This is a genomic window from Bradyrhizobium sp. CCGUVB14, assembly GCF_024199935.1.
Classification (GTDB): Bacteria; Pseudomonadota; Alphaproteobacteria; order Rhizobiales; family Xanthobacteraceae; genus Bradyrhizobium.
Genome location: NZ_JANADS010000001.1, coordinates 4,972,495 through 4,990,191, shown reverse-complemented (window position 1 = coordinate 4,990,191; position 17,697 = coordinate 4,972,495). Strand labels below are relative to the sequence as shown.

The 17,697-nt window shown below is 65.3% G+C and carries 16 protein-coding genes; 8 read left to right on the top strand and 8 right to left on the bottom strand.

Annotated features, from left to right (window positions below):
- Positions 1-4 precede the first annotated feature (4 nt).
- Entirely contained in the window at positions 5-1,069 is a 1,065-nt protein-coding gene (locus NLM32_RS23095; RefSeq protein WP_254131173.1) for a DUF2155 domain-containing protein, read from the bottom strand.
- 205 nt (positions 1,070-1,274) lie between these two features.
- Between NLM32_RS23095 and NLM32_RS23090 the strand changes: the two genes are divergently transcribed.
- Positions 1,275-2,222: an alpha/beta hydrolase gene (locus NLM32_RS23090; RefSeq protein ID WP_254131172.1), complete on the top strand. Its 948-nt coding sequence runs from the start codon at positions 1,275-1,277 to the stop codon at positions 2,220-2,222.
- A gap of 16 nt (positions 2,223-2,238) precedes the next feature.
- Entirely contained in the window at positions 2,239-3,243 is a 1,005-nt protein-coding gene (locus NLM32_RS23085) for a Na+-dependent transporter (RefSeq protein ID WP_254131171.1), read from the top strand.
- A 7-nt stretch (positions 3,244-3,250) separates the two neighbouring features.
- Here the strand turns inward: NLM32_RS23085 and NLM32_RS23080 are convergent, their stop codons facing one another.
- Together NLM32_RS23080 and NLM32_RS23075 are read right to left on the bottom strand one after the other, a co-directional pair.
- On the bottom strand, positions 3,251-4,045 hold the full coding sequence (locus NLM32_RS23080; RefSeq protein ID WP_254131170.1) for a methyltransferase domain-containing protein: 795 nt from the start codon (positions 4,043-4,045) through the stop codon (positions 3,251-3,253).
- Positions 4,046-4,080: 35 nt separating this feature from the next.
- Entirely contained in the window at positions 4,081-5,019 is a 939-nt protein-coding gene (locus NLM32_RS23075; protein WP_254131169.1) for a GlxA family transcriptional regulator, read from the bottom strand.
- 91 nt (positions 5,020-5,110) lie between these two features.
- Between NLM32_RS23075 and NLM32_RS23070 the strand changes: the two genes are divergently transcribed.
- Entirely contained in the window at positions 5,111-5,797 is a 687-nt protein-coding gene (locus tag NLM32_RS23070; protein WP_254131168.1) for a DJ-1/PfpI family protein, read from the top strand.
- A gap of 420 nt (positions 5,798-6,217) precedes the next feature.
- On the opposite strand, the gene NLM32_RS23065 is transcribed toward NLM32_RS23070, so the two are convergent.
- A complete protein-coding gene (locus tag NLM32_RS23065; protein ID WP_254131167.1) occupies positions 6,218-6,625 on the bottom strand; it encodes an NADH:ubiquinone oxidoreductase subunit NDUFA12 in 408 nt (135 codons plus the stop codon).
- 248 nt (positions 6,626-6,873) lie between these two features.
- On the opposite strand from NLM32_RS23065, the gene NLM32_RS23060 reads away from it, so the two are divergent.
- The 5 genes from NLM32_RS23060 (at position 6,874) to NLM32_RS23040 (ending at position 13,893) form a co-directional block, all read left to right on the top strand.
- Positions 6,874-7,479, top strand: a complete 606-nt coding sequence (locus NLM32_RS23060) for a BA14K family protein (RefSeq protein WP_254131166.1) — start codon at positions 6,874-6,876, stop codon at positions 7,477-7,479.
- A 583-nt stretch (positions 7,480-8,062) separates the two neighbouring features.
- A complete protein-coding gene (locus NLM32_RS23055) occupies positions 8,063-8,476 on the top strand; it encodes a response regulator (RefSeq protein ID WP_027530880.1) in 414 nt (137 codons plus the stop codon).
- Positions 8,473-10,731 carry a CHASE3 domain-containing protein gene (locus NLM32_RS23050; protein WP_254131165.1) on the top strand — a complete coding sequence of 753 codons (2,259 nt, stop codon included), beginning with the start codon at positions 8,473-8,475 and terminating at the stop codon, positions 10,729-10,731. The genes NLM32_RS23055 and NLM32_RS23050 overlap by 4 nt, the downstream gene beginning before the upstream one ends.
- A 382-nt stretch (positions 10,732-11,113) precedes the next feature.
- Complete coding sequence (locus NLM32_RS23045; protein ID WP_254131164.1) at positions 11,114-12,085, top strand: ABC transporter substrate-binding protein; 972 nt, start codon at positions 11,114-11,116, stop codon at positions 12,083-12,085.
- A gap of 8 nt (positions 12,086-12,093) precedes the next feature.
- Complete coding sequence (locus NLM32_RS23040) at positions 12,094-13,893, top strand: adenylate/guanylate cyclase domain-containing protein (protein WP_254131163.1); 1,800 nt, start codon at positions 12,094-12,096, stop codon at positions 13,891-13,893.
- Between the two features lie 91 nt (positions 13,894-13,984).
- On the opposite strand, the gene NLM32_RS23035 is transcribed toward NLM32_RS23040, so the two are convergent.
- The 4 genes from NLM32_RS23035 to NLM32_RS23020 form a co-directional block, all read right to left on the bottom strand.
- The gene (locus NLM32_RS23035) at positions 13,985-14,389 is read right to left on the bottom strand and encodes a hypothetical protein (protein WP_254131162.1); all 405 of its coding nucleotides are present in this window, start codon (positions 14,387-14,389) and stop codon (positions 13,985-13,987) included.
- An 84-nt stretch (positions 14,390-14,473) separates the two neighbouring features.
- Complete coding sequence (locus NLM32_RS23030) at positions 14,474-15,745, bottom strand: hypothetical protein (RefSeq protein ID WP_254131161.1); 1,272 nt, start codon at positions 15,743-15,745, stop codon at positions 14,474-14,476.
- Positions 15,746-15,864: 119 nt separating this feature from the next.
- On the bottom strand, positions 15,865-16,611 hold the full coding sequence (locus tag NLM32_RS23025; protein ID WP_254131160.1) for a response regulator: 747 nt from the start codon (positions 16,609-16,611) through the stop codon (positions 15,865-15,867).
- 92 nt (positions 16,612-16,703) lie between these two features.
- Positions 16,704-17,600, bottom strand: coding sequence for a DMT family transporter (locus NLM32_RS23020; RefSeq protein WP_254131159.1), 897 nt, complete (start codon positions 17,598-17,600; stop codon positions 16,704-16,706).
- Positions 17,601-17,697 lie beyond the last annotated feature (97 nt).

Here is a 17,697-nt window from a genome sequence, read left to right as displayed (position 1 = left end):
AGGTTTATCGGCTACCAAACCCCGGAATGCCAAACAGACCCGGCCGCTGCTCCGGCGGCGGAGGTGGCGGCGGCGCCGGCTGCTGCTGCTGCTGGATCGGCGGCAGAGGCTGCGGCGGACGCTGCTGCACGGCCTGCTTGGGCGCGGCCTTCTTCTGCGCCGGAGGCGGTGGCGGCGGCGCAGGCTTGGTCGCGGGATCGGGCGCTGCGGTCGCAATGGTCTGCTGCGGCTCTTTGCAGTCGGTGAGCCAGATGTCGTAGATCGGGTGCTCGACGCCGTGCAGGCCGGGGCTTGCGGCATACATCCAGCCGGAGAAGATCCGCTTCACCTCGCCCTGCAAGGTGATCTCGTCGACCTCGACGAATGCGTCGGTGTTGGCGGCTTCCGTGGCGGGCCGCGTGTAGCACGCGTCGGTCTTCACCCGCAGCGCGCCGAACTGCACGGTCTCGCCGATATCCTCGTCGAAATTGATGATGCGCCCGGTGATCTTGTCGAGGCCGGAGAACGTCGCCTTCTTGTTCACGATCTTCTGCGCCGGCGGCTCGGTGACGACCTCGTCGCCCGGCTGGAGGCTTGCCGGCGCCTGAGGCACGGCGCCCTGCTGGGTCCCGCCCTTCTGCTGCGGCTGGCGCTGGCCGGGAGCTCCCGGAACAGCTGCGCCCGGCTGAGCAGGCGCGCCCGGCGGCGCCACAGCGACGGCCGGCGGCTGGTTCTGCGGGGCGACGGGGCTGCCTGGCGGCGGCGCCAGCGGCTGGGTCTCGACCGGCCCCGGCATGGCATTGCCCTGGCGCGGCATCGGACGCGACGGCAGCACGCGGCCCTGCGGCGGCAGCTCGGGCACCTCTTCGTCGTCGTCGGGGGTCGGCTGCGGTTGCGGCTGTCCGCCGCGCGGGATGGTCCCCGGCGGCCGCAATGGTGGCGGATCGGAAAAGATCGTGCCGATCTGCGCCTGCGCGGGCGTCGCCACCGTCAAAGCGGTAGCGGCCAAAAGCGCCGCAAGACCTGTCAGGGTAATGGTTCGAAACATAATCTCGCGCGGCTTCAACAGCGAATCGGGCTTATTCGACATTCTACAGGGGATACCGCCGCTCGCAGGCCATCCGGTTAACACGGCGAATACGGCGGGGAAAGGGCGGCATCCCTGCCCTGCCCGCCGCCGGCTGGCCATCCCGGCCTCCGGATGGGATAGTCGGCCGCCTCCCCCCGAGGCGGAACGCGGGCATCGCCCCCCGAAAATGACGTCCCGATCACCAGAACCTCTGGGGTACCTGCCCATGCCCGTTGTGCTCGATCCCGATGCCGCCGCCGTCTACAAGGCTTTCCAGGAGGCCGGCCGTCCCGCCTACGAGACGCTGACCGCCGCGGAGGCGCGCGCCTACTACGCGCAGGCTCGCTTTGCCACCAACCCCGAGCCGCCGGAGCTTGCCCGGGTCGCGCCGCTGTCGATCCCGGCGCCGCACGGGACCATCCCCGCCCGCATCTACGTTCCGACGGAGCCGCGCCTCAAGGACGGGCTGGCGCCCGCCCTGGTGTTCTTCCATGGCGGCGGCTGGATGATCGGCGATCTCGACAGCCATGACGTCGTCTGCCGGCAGCTCGCTGATGCCGGCGCCCTGATCGTGATCGCGGTCGATTACCGCCTCGCGCCCGAGCACAAATTTCCCGCCGCCACCGACGACGCGATCACCGCGACCAAATGGATTGCGGCGAACGCGCGCGAGCTCGGCATCGATGCTTCGCGCCTCTCGATCGGCGGCGACAGCGCCGGCGGCAATCTCGCAGCCGTCGTCGCGCTGGCCGCGCGTGACGGCGATGGCCCCGCACTCGCCGGCCAGGTGCTGATCTATCCGGCGGTCGATTTCGCCATGACGCACGGTTCGCACCGCGAACCCGAGACCAGCGTCCTGCTGACGCATTCGGTGATCCGCTGGTTCCGCGACCATTATCTCAACGGCGCGGCCGACATTCACGACTGGCGCGCCTCGCCCGCGCGCGCCGCGACCTTGGCCGGACTGCCGCCGGCCTATGTGCTCACGGCCGGCGCCGATCCCCTCCGCGACGAGGGCGACGAATACGCCGCGCGCCTCAAGCAGGCCGGCGTGGGCGTCACATACAAGCACTTCCCCGGCCAATTCCACGGCTTCTTCACCATGGGCAAATTGCTGCAACAGGCCGATCTCGCCGTCAGCGAGATCGGCGCGTGGCTGAGAGCCTTGGGCTGACAGCAGCGTCATCCGAATGTCGTCCGCGCTCAAGACCGTCGTTGCCCTTCCCGTCCGCGGCCTGACCTGGCTCGGCAGCCAGGGCACGCGCGCGGTGGCCGCCGTCGTGTTCATCGCCGCCGCTGTGCCGCCGCTCGGCGCGCTGCTGCGGCCCTACGTCACCGAGGCGATCCTCGTCCTGCTCTGCATCTCCTTCATGCGGGTCGATCTCGCGGCGCTCTACAGCCATCTGCGCCGGCCCGCGCTGGTGGCAACCGCCACGGCGTGGACCACGATCGGCGTGCCGCTGATCGTCGGACTGATCGCGCATGCGAGCGGGCTCACCGAGCGCGCGCCCGGCCTGTCGCTGGCGCTGATGCTGCAGAGCATGGCCTCGCCGATGATGGCATCTCCGGCGTTGGCCGCGCTGATGGGCCTCGACGCCACGCTGGTGCTGATCACGCTGGTGGCCGCGACCGCGATCGTGCCCTTCACCGCGTCGCTGTTCGCGAGCCTCTTTCTCGGCGGAATGTTGGCCATCTCACCGCTCACGCTCGGACTGAAACTGCTCGGCATCCTCGCGGCATCGCTGCTGGGCGCCACCATGATCCGATGGGTCTTCGGTGCCGAGGCGATCCAGCGCCACAAGCAGCCGATCGACGGCTTCAACATCATCATCCTCCTGATCTTCGCGTCCGCGATCATGGGCGATGTCGTGAGCGACCTGATGGCGCGGCCGGTCTTCACGATCAGCCTCGCAGCCCTGTCGTTCGCGATCTATTTCACCCTGCTCGCCGTCACGACCTTGCTGTTCCGCCGCATCGGCTATGAGCGCGCGCTGGCGCTCGGGCTGATGGTGTCACAGCGCAATCTCGGCCTGATGCTCGCCGCGACCGCCGGCGCGCTGCCGGCCACGACCTGGCTCTATTTCGCGATGACGCAGTTTCCGATCCATCTGTCGCCGTACATGCTGACGCCGATCGCGCGGCGGCTGGCGGCAAGAGCGGATACTTCCGCGACGGCCGCAGGCAGCACCAGCTAGCGCGCTCTCATGTCGGTGCGCCGGCAGGCTTTGATGCCCTGAAAATATAGCGGTTGGTGCTGAAGAAATATTGTCCCGTCCCGGTCAGGCGCTCGAATTCGCCGTGCCATGCATTGAGATCGTCGGCTGAAACGTCGTTCGTGCGGCTGACGAAATCCCGGATCCCCTGGGCCAGTCCCTTGCTATAGCTATCGTCATCGAACCGCAGATTCAGAATCGGAAAGACGGATGCTCCGTCGAGATGAAATCCGGCATTGATCAGTCTGAAGGCCATCGATCTGGGGAGACGCGGATGGGCACAATGTGCTTCCCATGATGTCATGACGGCGGCCATGCGCTTGCGGTTCTCAGAATGCCACACCACGGCGTCCCAATCCGTTGCGACAAAAACCGTTCGGCCGCCCGGCTTCAGGACGCGAAACGCTTCCCTGAGCACGCGGTCGACATCAGGGACGTACTCGGCGACCTGAGTGCAAACGACGGCGTCAAATGATGCATCGGGCTGGCCCAACTCCGTCGCGTTGCCGATGGCATATGAAATCCAGTCCGAAGCCTTCTGCCGGTTGCAGACGGCGATCAGGTCGGTCGACACATCGATACCGACGACAGCGCCGTGAAGCCCAACGATCTGCGCCATGCTTTCGCAGAGATAGCCCGGACCGCATCCGATATCGAGAACGCGCTCGCCGGCAGAGAGATTGAGGTGCCGGATTGTGTCCGCGCGCTGGGCCTTCACATCGTCGGTGAGATAGATTCTCTGGAGCCGTTTCGCGTTCTCATTGCTGTACTCCATCCCGCTCATCGTTGCCTCCTCGGTCGCGTGGCAAGTGAGAGTCGCTACCCCGCCCGCGCCGCGCGCCGCAGCGCTTGCGGTGGCTGTCCGAAGGCGCGGATGAAGGCACGGCGCATGCGCTCGGGATCGCCGAAGCCGGTCGACTCTGCCACGAGCTCGATCGCCTCGCGCGAGGACTGCACGCGCTCGCGCGCAACCTCGATCCGCAGCCGCTCGATCGCCTTCGACGGCGTTGTGCCTGTCTCGGCGGCAAAGGCGCGGGCGAAATGCCGCGCGCTCATGCCGGCGCGGTCGGCGAGGTTTTCGACCGTCAGCGGGGTGTCGAGATTTTCCCGCGCCCACGACAGCAGGGCACCGAACCGGCCGTTCGGCGTCTTCAATTCCAGCAGCGACGAGAACTGCGACTGGCCGCCGCTGCGGCGATGATACAGCACGAGCTGGCGCGCGGTCGCCTGCGCGATCTCCTCGCCATGGTCCTCGGTGACCATCGCGAGCGCGAGATCGATGCCGGCGCTGATGCCCGCCGACGTCCAGACCTGGCCGTCGCGGGTGAAGATCTGGTCCGGCTCGAACTTGATCTTGGGATAGCGCGCGACGAAATCGCGCGTGCGGCCCCAATGCGTCGTGGCGCGGCGGCCGTCGAGCAGGCCGGCCTCCGCGAGCACATAGGCGCCCGAGCAGACGCTGGCGATCCGCACGCCGCGCTTCGCCAGACGCTGCACGAAGGCGAGCGTTGTCGGACAGCGCGCCGCCGCCGACACGCCCGCGCCACCCGCCACGACCAGCGTCGTGATCGCATTCGTCGATCTGAAATCGCGCGCCATCATCTCGACGCCGGAGGACGAGCGCACCGGGCCCGCGGTCATCGCCAGCACGCGCAGCGCAAGCGGCTTGTCGCCGGCGCGTGCCGCGATCTCGAATACCGAGATCGGGCCGGCCGCATCGAGCAGCTGAAAATCCGGGAAGATCAGGATGCCGATCATGCTCATGTCCGAAAGTGAGGGAAATACGCCATTTTGGACAGAAGGGCATCATGCCAATTTGCCGGCGTCAAGCACTTCATTGGAGGCTCTCATGTCGGCACCGCTTCAGATCGGCCTTTTGGTGTTCCCGCGCGTCACCCAGCTCGACTTCACCGGCCCATTGCAGGTGTTTTCATCCGTCCCCGGCGCGACCGTGCACCTGATCTGGAAGACGCTGGATCCCGTGCCAAGCGATTCCGTGCTGATGCTGACGCCGACGGTGACATTCGCCGATTGCCCGCAACTCGACGTGATCTGCATTCCCGGCGGCTTCGGCACCGACGCTCTCCTCAATGACGAGGAGACCCTCGACTTCGTGCGCAAGCAGGCTGAGGGCGCCAAATTCGTCACGTCGGTCTGCACGGGATCGCTGGTGCTGGGCGCGGCCGGGCTCTTGAAGGGCTACAATGCCGCCACCCATTGGAGCGCGATGGAGATGCTGTCGGTGTTCGGCGCGACGCCAACGAAGACGCGCGTCTGTATCGATCGAAATCGCGTGACCGGCGGCGGTGTCACCGCAGGCATCGATTTCGCTTTAACGCTGGTGTCGCTGCTGGTCGATCGCACCACCGCGGAAGCCATTCAACTTCGCCTCGAGTACAATCCCGCCCCGCCCTTCAATGCGGGTTCGCCGGATACTGCGCCGGCAGACGTGCTCGCGCTGATGAAGGAGCGGGTCGCGCCATTCCAGGCGCGGCGCTTGGAGGCTGCCAAGCGTGCAGCCGACCGGATGATGTAGCGCGGCTCTCGTGTCCCGGACGCGCTGCAGCGCCCTTGCGCTGCTGCGCAGAGCCGGGACCCAGCAGCGACACGGCAAGCGGACCCTAGCCCAACAGAAAAAGGCCGCCCGGTTTCCCGAGCGGCCCTTCCTGTCTCACGGCGGCGCACATTCTCATCGGGCGATTTCGGAACTTCCAGACCGGGGGCCTATCTCCCGATCGAGTCCTTCCTCGGCGGCCGCTGCATCTCGGGACAGTCGCGAACTGTTGCCCGAACCGAACGCGATGGTCTCCCATCTCCGTAAGATGGGTTCATTGAGCCGCATCGCTGGCGCAGGCGCAACGGCCACGCAGCCAGCATCCCCGCTGATCCCGTTGTCCACAGCGGCGTGATGCGGATGCGCATGCATCCAAACCGATGATTTGAGAGCGCTTGGGGACTAGCCAGGCGTCCAGGGCTGGTAGTCGCCGGTCGCCTTGGGGCGCTTGCCGCCGGCGAGCGTCGAGCCGGACGGACGGTAGGCCTTGGCCGTCCCCGTCGGATTCGGCTGGTGCGGCTTCTGCCATTCGCGCGGCTGGTAGTTCTCTTCGGTCGGCGGCACGTCGACGACGTGATGCATCCAGCCATGCCAACCCGTCGGGATCCGGCTGGCTTCGGCATAGCCGTTGTAGATCACCCAGCGCCGCTCGAAGCCGAGCGTCGGGTCGATCTTGCCACCGGCCGTCCGATAGTAGCGGTTGCCCTGCTCGTCCTCACCGACCAGCTCCCCGAACCGCGAGGTCCAGAGTTGGGTGCCAAAGGTCTGGCCGTTCCACCAGGTGAAGAGCTTCAGGAAGAATTGTTTCATGCGGCAAGGGCCCTGCTTCGTGGGGTCCTGATGCCATCCGGACGGCCAAATGTCCAGTTCGCCCAGTGCGGCCGTGCCCAGCCCAAACGCGGTGACACAGGGCGGCCCTGCCTGCCGCAAATCGGTCGCGATCCATTCATGCCGGGTACAGCGGCGCCGTGAAAATCTGCCCTTCATACGCAAACCGGCGTGATCCCAGGAACCGTAGCCCGTTCAAGGGATTTGCTTCCGGGAAAGGAGTTTTGACCATGAACAGTCTGAGAGTTTTGAGTGCGGCCGCGGCGCTGGCACTGGTTCTTCCGATGGCGACCCCGAGCTTCGCCCAGGGCCCCGGCGGCCACGGTGGCGGACATGTCGGCGGTGGTGGCGGCGGTGCTCATTTCGGCGGTGGCGGCGGAGGCGCCCGCATGGGCGGCGGCGGCTTTGCCGGCGGCGGCCCCCGGATCGGTGGCGGCGGCGGCAATTTCGCGGCCGGTGCGGCTGTGCGCCCCAGTGCGGGCCCCGCCTTTAGCGGTGGTGGCGGCCGCAACTTCGCAGCGACCGGAGGCCAATGGAACGGCGGCGGCGGCAACTGGCATGGTGGCGGCTGGCGTCGTCACGGCGGCTTCTGGCCGGGCGTCGCAGCCGGTGCGGCGATCGGCGCGCTGGGCTCGTCCTACGCCTATTACGGCGACGGCCCGTATTACGGCGATGGCTATTACGACAACAGCTACTATGACGACAGTGCGACCGTCGCCGTGGTGCCCGACAGCGGCGGCGATTCGTCGGCCTATTGTGCCCAGCGCTACCGGTCCTACGACCCGGCGTCCGGCACCTATCTCGGCTATGACGGCCTGCGCCATCCCTGCCCGTAACACGACCTGAAGAGCATCATCCCTGAGCGGCGCCGACCAACGGCGCCGCTCTCATTTGTGCTGGCCGCCTCTCGACGTGTTTCCGGTCTCTGGCACGGATTGAGCGACCATCACGCTGCGGTCGTGAAACCAGAAGCCGGCGAACAGGACGATGAGAACGATTGCATAGACTGCGCATGAGCGACGCGCCCATCGTCGATACGTCCTGCGATCATCCGCGCTCAGATCTTGCACATCTTGTCGCGAACGCAGTCCATCAAGCCCGAGCCGGGTCATCGCAGAACCTCCGCAGATCATGGTTCTGCAGTAATTCGACCTGCTCACACGCGTCATCATCCCGTCGGGTGACATATGCGCCACGCCTCTCCAGAACGGTTCAATGACGGAGCAGCTTTCGCGGATCGTGCGGATTTGCCTCAACCTGTCATTGAAATCCGACGAAATTCGCCTGCCACCCGGAACCCGCAGAGGCGCTATGCATTGCGACGTGCATACCTATGTAGGTCCAATCCAAAATTGACCCGGCGCACGATTCGCCTATATCACCAATCACTGTGGGGACTTCGATCTACTAGGAAGGGTCATGCCGCGTATTCTCGTGGTCGATGACGATCCGATGGTCGGCGCGACCATCGAGGTCCTCCTCCTGCGCCAGGGCTTCGACGTCACGCTCACCGACGGCGGCGAAACGGGGCTTGCTGCGCTGGAAGCGCAGACGTTTGATGTGATGCTGGTTGATATCTTCATGCCGCATATGCGCGGCTTCGAATCGATCCGCATCTTTCACGAGCGCGCGCCGGCGATTCCGTTGATCGCCATGTCGGGCTACGCCTTCGCCTCATCCGCCTCGCCCTCTCCGGACTTCCTCCGCATGGCGCTCGAGCTCGGCGCATCGCGCTGCCTGCGCAAGCCGTTCACGCCCGAGACGCTGTTGACGACCATCCGGGAATGCCTTGGCGAGAGCGCACCGCCGAAGGACCAGAAAGAAGCACCTTGATCCCTTCGCAGCGCGTCATTCTCGGTGCTGGACTTGCCATCCTCCTGCTCATCACCGCCGCCTCGATCGGGCTCGACGTCAAGTCGCGGTCGGATGCTGCGTGGGTCAATCACACCGCCGAGGTGCTGAAGAAGATCTCCGACGTGCACCTGCTGGTTCGCCGCGCGGAAAGCGCGCTACGCGGCTATGAGATCTACCGCACGGCAGGCTTCATCGACGAATTCCAGGCTGCCCGCGGCCAGATCGCACCGGCGCTCGGCGACCTCAAGCTCGCGATCCGCGACAATGCCGACCAGGTGGCGCTGATGGAGGCTACGGAGCCACTCATCCTTCGGCGCATCGAGGTCGCAGCCGAGTCGCTTCGGCTGCGCACCAATGGCGACATTGAGGGCTCCAACGCGCTGAGAGACCGCGGTGAGGGACGCGGCCTGATGGAGACGCTCACGGGAAATCTGGATCGGCTGGCCGCGAGCGAAGAGAAGCTACGCGCCACTCGCGAAGCGGCCTCGCGCCGGACCGGCATCGTGCTGCTCGGCATCGACGTCATTGGCGCGCTGGTGATCCTGCTGCTCGTCACCATCCTCTTGCGCGAGAGCCGGCGTACCACCGTGCAGCTCCAGAGCTCACTGCTGGAAACCACCGCGGCCAATCAGCAACTCGAGGCCGCCGTGGCGGAGCGCACCGAGCACCTCGTCACCGCCCATGATGAGCTGCGCCTGTCGGTCAACGTGCTGCAGAGCACGTTCCGCAGCATGGCCGAGGCCGTGCTGGTGATCGACACCGAGGGCAACGTCCTTTTGTCCAATCCGGCCGCGGAGCACATACTGCTGCACCGCACCGGCACGAACCTGCGCAATCTGCGCGCGCTGTCCGACGTCTTCCACGGCGACGGCGTCACGCCGCTCGAGTCCGACGGACTGCCGTCCGTGCGCGTGCTGCGCGGCGACGCGTTCGAAAATCTGGAGATGATCGTCCGCCCGCACAGCGGCAACAACGCGCGCCATCTGATGGTCAGCGGCCGGCCGATGCGGGACGGACAGGGCAACATCTCCGGCGCCGTGCTGGTCTATCACGATGCGACCTCCTCGCGCGAAACCGAGCGGCAGCTACACCAGTCGCAAAAGCTCGACTCGATCGGCAAGCTGACCGGCGGCGTCGCGCACGACTTCAACAACATGCTGACCGTGATCTCGGGCAATACCGAGACGCTGGTGGCGAGCCTGAAGGAGCAGCCCGAGCTGCAGCGCACCGCGCGCCTGATCGACGACGCCGCCGAGCGCTGCGCCGAGCTGATCCAGCATCTGCTGGCCTTCGCGCGAAAACAGCCGTTGCAGCCGCGCGACGTCGAGATCAACGCCGCCATCACCGACATCGCAAAGCTGCTGCGTCCCACCCTCGGCGAGCAGATCCAGATCGAGACCGTGCTGGAACAGGGACCGATGACCTCGCACATCGATCCGTCGCGCCTGACCAATGCCGTGCTCAACATGGCGATCAACGCCCGCGACGCCATGCCGAACGGCGGCAAGCTCCTGCTCGAGACCCACCGCGTCGTGCTGGACGAGGCTTACGCGCAGGCCAATGCCGACGTGCGGCCCGGCCCCTATGTCATGCTCGCCGTCAGCGACACCGGCACGGGCATGCCGCAGAGCGTGCAGGACATGGCGTTCGAGCCGTTCTTCACCACCAAGGAGGTCGGCAAGGGATCGGGCCTCGGGCTCTCCATGGTCTACGGCTTCGTCAAGCAGTCCGGCGGCCACATCAAGATCTACAGCGAGCAAGGTCACGGCACCACGATCAAGCTCTATCTGCCGCCCGGCGAAGGCACGACGGAAGTGGCCGCAGCAATCGCCCCGCAGGCCGAAGGCGGCGCCGAGACCATCTTCGTCGTCGAGGACGACGTGCTGGTGCGCAATTTCGTCACCGCGCAGCTGCAGAGCCTCGGCTACAGGACGGTGGCCGCCGGCGACAGCCGCGCCGCGCTGCAACTGATCGAGGCCGGCCAGGCCTTCGATCTGCTCTTCACCGACGTCGTCATCCCCGGCGGCATGAGCGGCCGCGAGCTCGCCGACGAAGTGGCGAAGCGCCGCCCGGGCGTCAAAGTGCTCTACACCTCCGGCTACACCGACAACGCCATCGTCCACCACGGCAAGCTCGACGACGGCGTGATGCTGCTCACCAAACCGTACCGCCGCAACCAGCTCGCCGAGATGATCCGGAGGGCGTTGAGTGGCGGCGGGATGCGGACGGGCTGAGCGCGTGGACTGCCGAAGGCGCGCTGCGGTCTCGCATATATATATAAGGCCGAGCGCACTGCTCAGGATGTGAGTTCCGGTTGTCCTCTTGAGACGTCGTGGCTCGCCCGGATCCGCGCCGGAGGTGTTCCGAAACCGCGCGCTGCAACGAGTAAGGCCGTTTTGATTCCGATCGGGCCGGTCTCAAGCAAAAATCAAGCGCATCTCAAGGACAAATCGTCTCACCACCCCCATCTCCGAGCATGCTCCCGGCGACAAATGTTGGAGCCGGCGTCGCGACAGTCCGCTTGCGGAGCGCGATACCGATCGCAGTCACCAGATGCACAGCTAGGATCCTGGTCTGCGGCCGGAACTGACGGCACAGCTTTCCAAAGGTGCTCGGATGAAAAGACGCGAGTTCATCTCGTTGATTGGTGGAGGGCTGGTCTGGCCCGCGATCGCGCGGGCGCAGGACGGAGCCAAGCTGCATCGCATCTTCTGGGTCTCGACCGAGTCCGAACCGGATCCCTTCCTGGACGGCTTTCGCGATGGAATGCGCGCGCTGGGATACGTCGAGGGCAAGACCGTAACCTTCGAGACGCACTATGCCCCTGGAAATCCGCAGGCACTGCGCAAGATCGTCTCCGATTTGCAGCGGAAGGATATCGACCTTGTGGTCTCGAGCGGTCCGGCGACACGCGTCATGACTGGGGTCACCGACGTGCCCGTGCTGTTTGCGTTGAGCGGTGACCCCGTCGCTTTGGGTGTGGTGAAGAGCCTTGCTCACCCCGGCACCAATTTCACCGGCAGCACATTCCTGTCGCTCGAGCTGGCAGGAAAGCGCGTTGAGCTGCTCAAGGACATTTATCCAAAGCTGCGAAAACTGGCGGTCTTCTCGAACACGGATCATCCGGGAGAGCCACTGGAATGGCGTGCGACTTTGGAGTCGTGCCGGAATCTCGGCATCGAGGCAGTCTACGTTCCGTTCTGTGGCGCTCGCGAAATCGAGAATGGGTTAGCGGCTGCCGGCAAAGTGGACGCGGATGCTCTCCTCGTTTTTCCCGATGTTGTGACGCTGGTGCATCGTGCGAAGATTGCGGAGCTTGCAATCGCGCACCGGCTGCCTTCGATGTTTGGCTGGTCTGAATATTGTGACGCTGGAGGACTCCTGAGTTACGGCGCAAACCAGCGCACGACCTACTTTCGGCTTGCCACTTATGCCGATCGCATCCTGCGCGGTGAAAATCCGTCAGATCTTCCGGTGATGCGCCCCGAGAAGTTCGAGCTGGCAGTCAATCTGAAGACAGCCAGGCTTCTGGGCATCGACCTGGACGTGTCGTCGATCCTGTTTCGGGCCAGCAAGGTGATCTCCTGAGAGCATTGATGACCGACGGTGCTGCGCAGTCCTCTTCGTGTACGATGCCCCCGCGTCGCTCGCTGTTCTGCAAGTATTTCGCGACGTTGTTTGTCGCTGCCGTCGTGCCTTTGATACTCGGCGCGGCCGTCGAGGCGTCGTTCGGTTACCGAGACCAGCGCCGCCAGATCAGCGCGGTGCTGCAGGCCGATGCTCGCGCGGCGTCCGACAGGATCGAGGCGTTCACCGACGGCATCCGGGATCAGCTGGGTTGGATGGTGCAGCTTCCCTGGTCTGCCGGGGACGATGCGCAACATAAGATCGACGCCTTGCGCCTTCTCCAGCAGGTGCCTGCAATCGTTTCGGTTTCGCTTCTGGATGAGGCCGGCACTGAACGGATTTTTGTTTCCAGGCTGCATCTGAACAGGACCGGGCGCGGCATTGATATGTCTGCTGATCCCGCTGTTCTGGGCGCGCGCGCCAACAAGGTCTGGTACGGACCGGTTCAGTACCAGCGAGATTCAGAGCCCTATATGAGGATCGCGGTTGCCGGGAGCCTGCCGGCTGCGGGGGTCGTGATCGCCGAAGTCAATCTGAAGCTGATCTGGGATGTCATCGCCGCCATTCGAATTGGCGAGACCGGCTACGCCATTGTTGTCGATGACTCCGGTCATCTGATCGCCCATCCCGACATCAGTCTGGTTCTGCGCGGCCGCGCCAGCTCGGGCAGTTTCGGCCGGATCAAGCATCTCGTTGGCGCGTCGAGCGGAGCGGCGGTGATAACCGGGGACCAAGGCAAGCCGGTGGTTGCGCTGTCCGTTCTAGCCGCCGATGTGGGATGGACAGTGATCGCGATGCAGCCGGTCTCGGAAGCTTTTGCATCAATTCACGCGGCGTTGTGGCGCTCGTCAATTCTGATTGCCTTTGGTGTTCTTGTCGCGCTGGCGCTCGCCTATTGGCGCGCGCACAGAATGTCCGGCCCGATCAAGCAACTGGAAGAGGGCGTGGAGCGGATCAGAACCGGACAATTCGAGCATCGCATCAGGATCTTCAGCGGTGACGAGTTGCAGCAACTGGCGTTGCGCTTCAATGAAATGGCTTCTGAACTGGCGATCTCGCAACAGAAATCTGCGCGGATCGAACGGCTGAAGCAGTTCCTGCCATCGCAGGTGGCCGAATTGGTCGAGCATTCTCATGAACTGCTCGAAGGACAGCGACGTGAAGTCGCCGTCATTTTTGGCGACTTGCGCGGCTTCACGGCGTTCTCCACGCGCAATGAACCTGATGTCATCATGGCCGTCATGCGCGAGTACTACGAGGCCGTTGGCGCCGTGACGACTCGTCACGAGGCAACGCTCATCGGCTTTGATGGGGACGGAGTCATGCTCCTCGTCAATGCCCCGGTCGCATGCGAACAGCCGGCAACCCAAGCGGTCCGACTCGCGATCGACCTGCAAACGACGGTACAATCCCTTGCCGGCAAATGGTGCGACGCCGGCCACGCGATCGGCTTTGGCGTGGGCGTTGCGATGGGACCGGCAACGGTAGGAACGGTTGGTTATAACGGTCGGCTGGACTACACGGCGATGGGAGCCGTGGTGAATTTGGCGTCGCGGCTCTGCAATCTCGCGAAGGACGCGCAGATCCTGGCTGATCCCACGATCGCTGGAAGGGTAAAGGATAGCGTTCCGTTGGCATCGCTCGGACAGCGACACATCAAAGGCTACGACCAGCCCCTCGAAGTCTTTGCTGTCGCACCTGCCGACCTGCCGTTGAAACCGCCGGCCTCGGGACAACGCCGCCGAGAGAAAGAGCCTCAGGACCACTGATACCCCGGCGTCCGGACGGCTAGCGCGAAATGATCCGGAAGGCGTTGAACGTCGGCGGGATGGCGGCGGGCTGACGCGTCGCTGATCGAGGTCATTTGCTATCGTGAACCGCCGGCGCCGCTGAGGAGGCCTTGGTTGGCACGACTGTCTGACGCCCGCGAGCGGCGATCAGTGCGGCCTTGATCCGTTGCTGCTCGGCGACGTCCATGAGCGGCGCCTTGCGCGCCGGCGGCAAATCGTGGACTGCAAGATAACCGCTCTTGTCGGTCGCTTTCCCACCCTCGGCGAGGGATGCCTGTGCATCGAGCGGATTGCGTAGGCCAGCGGCGCCACCCGGGGTCGTCGCGCAACCTCCAAGCCCCAATCCGATGACGATCGGCAGCACAACAAACCGCAAGATACCGCGCATGCCAAGCGCGGCCGGCAGACGACCGGCCTGCCCCTGTACCAAGGTGCAGTTGCCGGTCGCAGGTCGAGAGTAGTTACGCAACAACATGGCTCTGTCGAGTTGAAATGGGCGACTGGCGGGATCGCGAGCCGGGCGTCTGAGTCAGATCACCCGGCTCGGCAATGATCCTGGTCACCAGACCGCATCGAGGATGTTGGACAGGGCCTGCCGGCCTCCGCTCAGCACCGCTCCAGGTGCATCCATCACGCGCTCCAGAACCCCGGGCCTGGCATAAGACAGCCTATCCTGTCGCTTGGTCGCGTTGGCCGGCTCGGCGACGGCAACATTCGGAGCTGGCGCCGGGCCGTAGATCACCGGCGGGGGTCCGACCCAGGAAGGGGTCACGTCGGCCGCACTCGATCTCCAATTCCGATAGTCGACGTCGCCCCGTAGCTGGCCGAGCAATTTGGGCTTCTCGGCCGGCGCCGTGGAAGCGAGGCGCACCAACCTCTGGCGCCCGGCGGGTTCGACCTTGGCCTTTGCTTCCTTTTTCTGTTCAGCCGGGATGCCCGCGACCTTCGCCGGCGTCCGGTTGGCATCGACGTCGCGGTTCGAGCTCTCACGTGCCGGCTCCGCAGATGCCTTCTCGGCCTTCGGCTCCGTCGCCGTCGTCGTCAGGATATCGCGCGCTTCCGAGACACCAGTCTCGGGTTCGGCCGCACGCGTGCCGGGCGGGGACGTGGCTTCGTCGACCGGCTGATTGCCTTCGGTGGATATGGTTGTCGCACGCGGCTGCGCGGTGGACTCTGCTTCGGCTCCATCAGCTGGATCACGGCGAATGTCCTGACTGACCGCTGCCACATCGGGGCTGGATGCCGCCGGCTCTCCGCGCGACATGGACAAGCCGCCGACGATCGCAAGCAGGAGCAATGCGTCCAGGAAACGAAAACGAGACCTGCGAAACCTCGGCATCTCAAAGGCGAGCCTGCGCGGAACGTACCTGAAGGCCGGCACGCGCGCACGCGGCCCGGCTGCGGCCGGTCGAACCAGCGAACGGCTCGCGTTCTCCTGCACCGCAGGCATGTCGAGATCGGCGTCCGGCGGCGTGTGAGATGCATCCGGCAAGACCACTTCCAGCAAGACCACTTCCGGCACGGTCACTTCCGACATGGCCGCGGGAGCAGCGAGCAGCTCGCGCGGCTCAGATTCAGGCTTGGATTCAATGGACGCGAGAAGCGCATGCACACGGCTCGGATCGCCAAACTCGTCGTCATTCGACACGGTGACGCCGCTCCCATCGACGGGACGCTGGTCGCGGGCGCGTCCTGAGCCAAGGAGATGCCCGAGCGCCCTGAAGATGGGAAGCCACCAGCGCCGGCCCGGCGCGACCTCTGGGATGACTGACTCCGTATTGTGCATAATCTCGCCTCGACTGACGCGCTGAGCTGAACGTAATGGCAGCATTTGGGGTCGAAGCTGCGGCGTCTTTTCTGTCGAAATTTGTCCGCGCCGTGGCGGTATGTGTAGAGATATTAGCGACCCGCTCAGCGACCTTCCCACGGCGTAAACAAGCCGCTCCAACCTCAGGCGGCTGTAACGGTCGGCGTGAAGAGATAGCCGCCGAGGCGAATGGTCTTGATCAGCGTCGGCTCTCGCACGTTCGGCTCGATCTTCTGACGAACGCGGCTGACGTGAACGTCGATGCTGCGCAGGAATGGCCCCGCCAAACCGGCGTGCGTCAGCGAAAGGAGTTCTTCGCGCTTCAGCACACGACCCGGGTTGGCACAGAAGGCAAGCAGGATGTCGAACTCCGCCGTGGTCATGGGCATCTCGACACTGTCGGGATCGTGAAGCTTGCGCTGCACCGGATCGACCCTCCAGCCTGCGAAGGTCATGCTTGCAGGCTGCCGGGCAACGCGGTTGCCGTAGGAGGCCCGGCGCAGGAGACTCTTGATGCGCGCCAGAAACTCGCGCGAGCTGAACGGCTTGGTGACGTAGTCATCGGCACCGAGCTCCAGGCCGACGATGCGATCGACATCGTCGCTGAGTGCCGTCAGCATCATCATTGGAACCGTTCCGGTCGAACGCAGCCGGCGGCAGATGCTGAAGCCGTCTTCCCCCGGTAGCATCCCGTCCAGGACGATCAGATCGAAGTCGCCGCGCCGCAGGACGTGATCCATCTCCGCGCCAGATCCGACGACGAAGGCAACGAGGTTCGCCTCGGTGAGCAGCTCGGCCAGCATGCGCGCGATGTCCCGGTCGTCCTCGACGAGGAGGATCCTGGCCGGCACCGCATAGTCGGTGCAATCGGGCGCGGTGGCAGCTTCCATCACCCGGCTGGTAGCAGATCGGGGCCTTAAAAACAAGTCGACCGGTCGGTTTTTATGGAGCCGTTTACGGCGCCCGCGGCCTCGCAGACCACTTACCGCGTCGCCAGCACCACCGCGGCGAGCGTAAAGATCAGCCCGGCGATCTGCCCTGCCCCTAGCGGCTCGTGCAGCGCCAGCGCGGACGCCACCACGCCGATGACCGGCACGGCCATCGTCCCGATCGCCGCGACCGAGGCCGGCAGGCGGGCCAGCGCCGCAAACCAGCTGACATAGGCGATGCAGAACTGCACCACGGTCGAATAGACCAGCAGCAGCCAGCCGATTGGTGTCACCTTGTCCAGATGCGAGGTCTCGATCAGGAGGCCGACGATCGAGATCGGCAGGCAGCCGATCCCGATCTGCCAGGCCGCGGCCGTGATCGGCGGCAGATGGATCGGGTACTTCTTGGAGAAGACCGTGCCGACGGCAAAGCCGATCGCGCCGCACAGCGCCATGATGATGCCGGGCGCCTTCTCGGCGCTGGCGGCGATGCCGTTGCCGCCCATGATCGAGGCGAGGCCGGCAAAGGCCATCACCAGCCCGAGCGTGCGCAGCAAGGTCGGCCGCTCTCCCAGCACGGGCCAGGCAATCAGCGAGGCCCAGACCGGCATGGTGTAGGCGATCAGCGCCGCCTCGCTCGCCGGCAGCCACAGCAGCGCCAGCCCCATCAGCACCATCCAGCCGGTGACGTTGAGGGTGGCAGCGGTGACCAGCCGCGGCCAGATCTGGGGCGCGACCTTCAGGCTGTCGCCGCGGACCAGGGCGAGCGCGGCCAGCAGCACCGCGCCGAGCACGCCGGTGACGCCGCGCAAGGTGAGCGGCGGCAGTTCGCCAAGCAGGAACTTTGTCACCGGCCAGTTGAAGCCCCAGCCGATCGAGGTGATCGCGAGGAACATCAGGCCGGCCGGGGCGATGCGCGGTCGCGCATCCCGACGGGTCGAATCAAGCATGTGGGCAGTCCGGCAAAATCGAGGTCAGCTTGGCGCGGATTCGCAGGCGCGACCACCGCCTCGGCGGGCATGCCTGCCCTCTCCTTCCGTACCACTA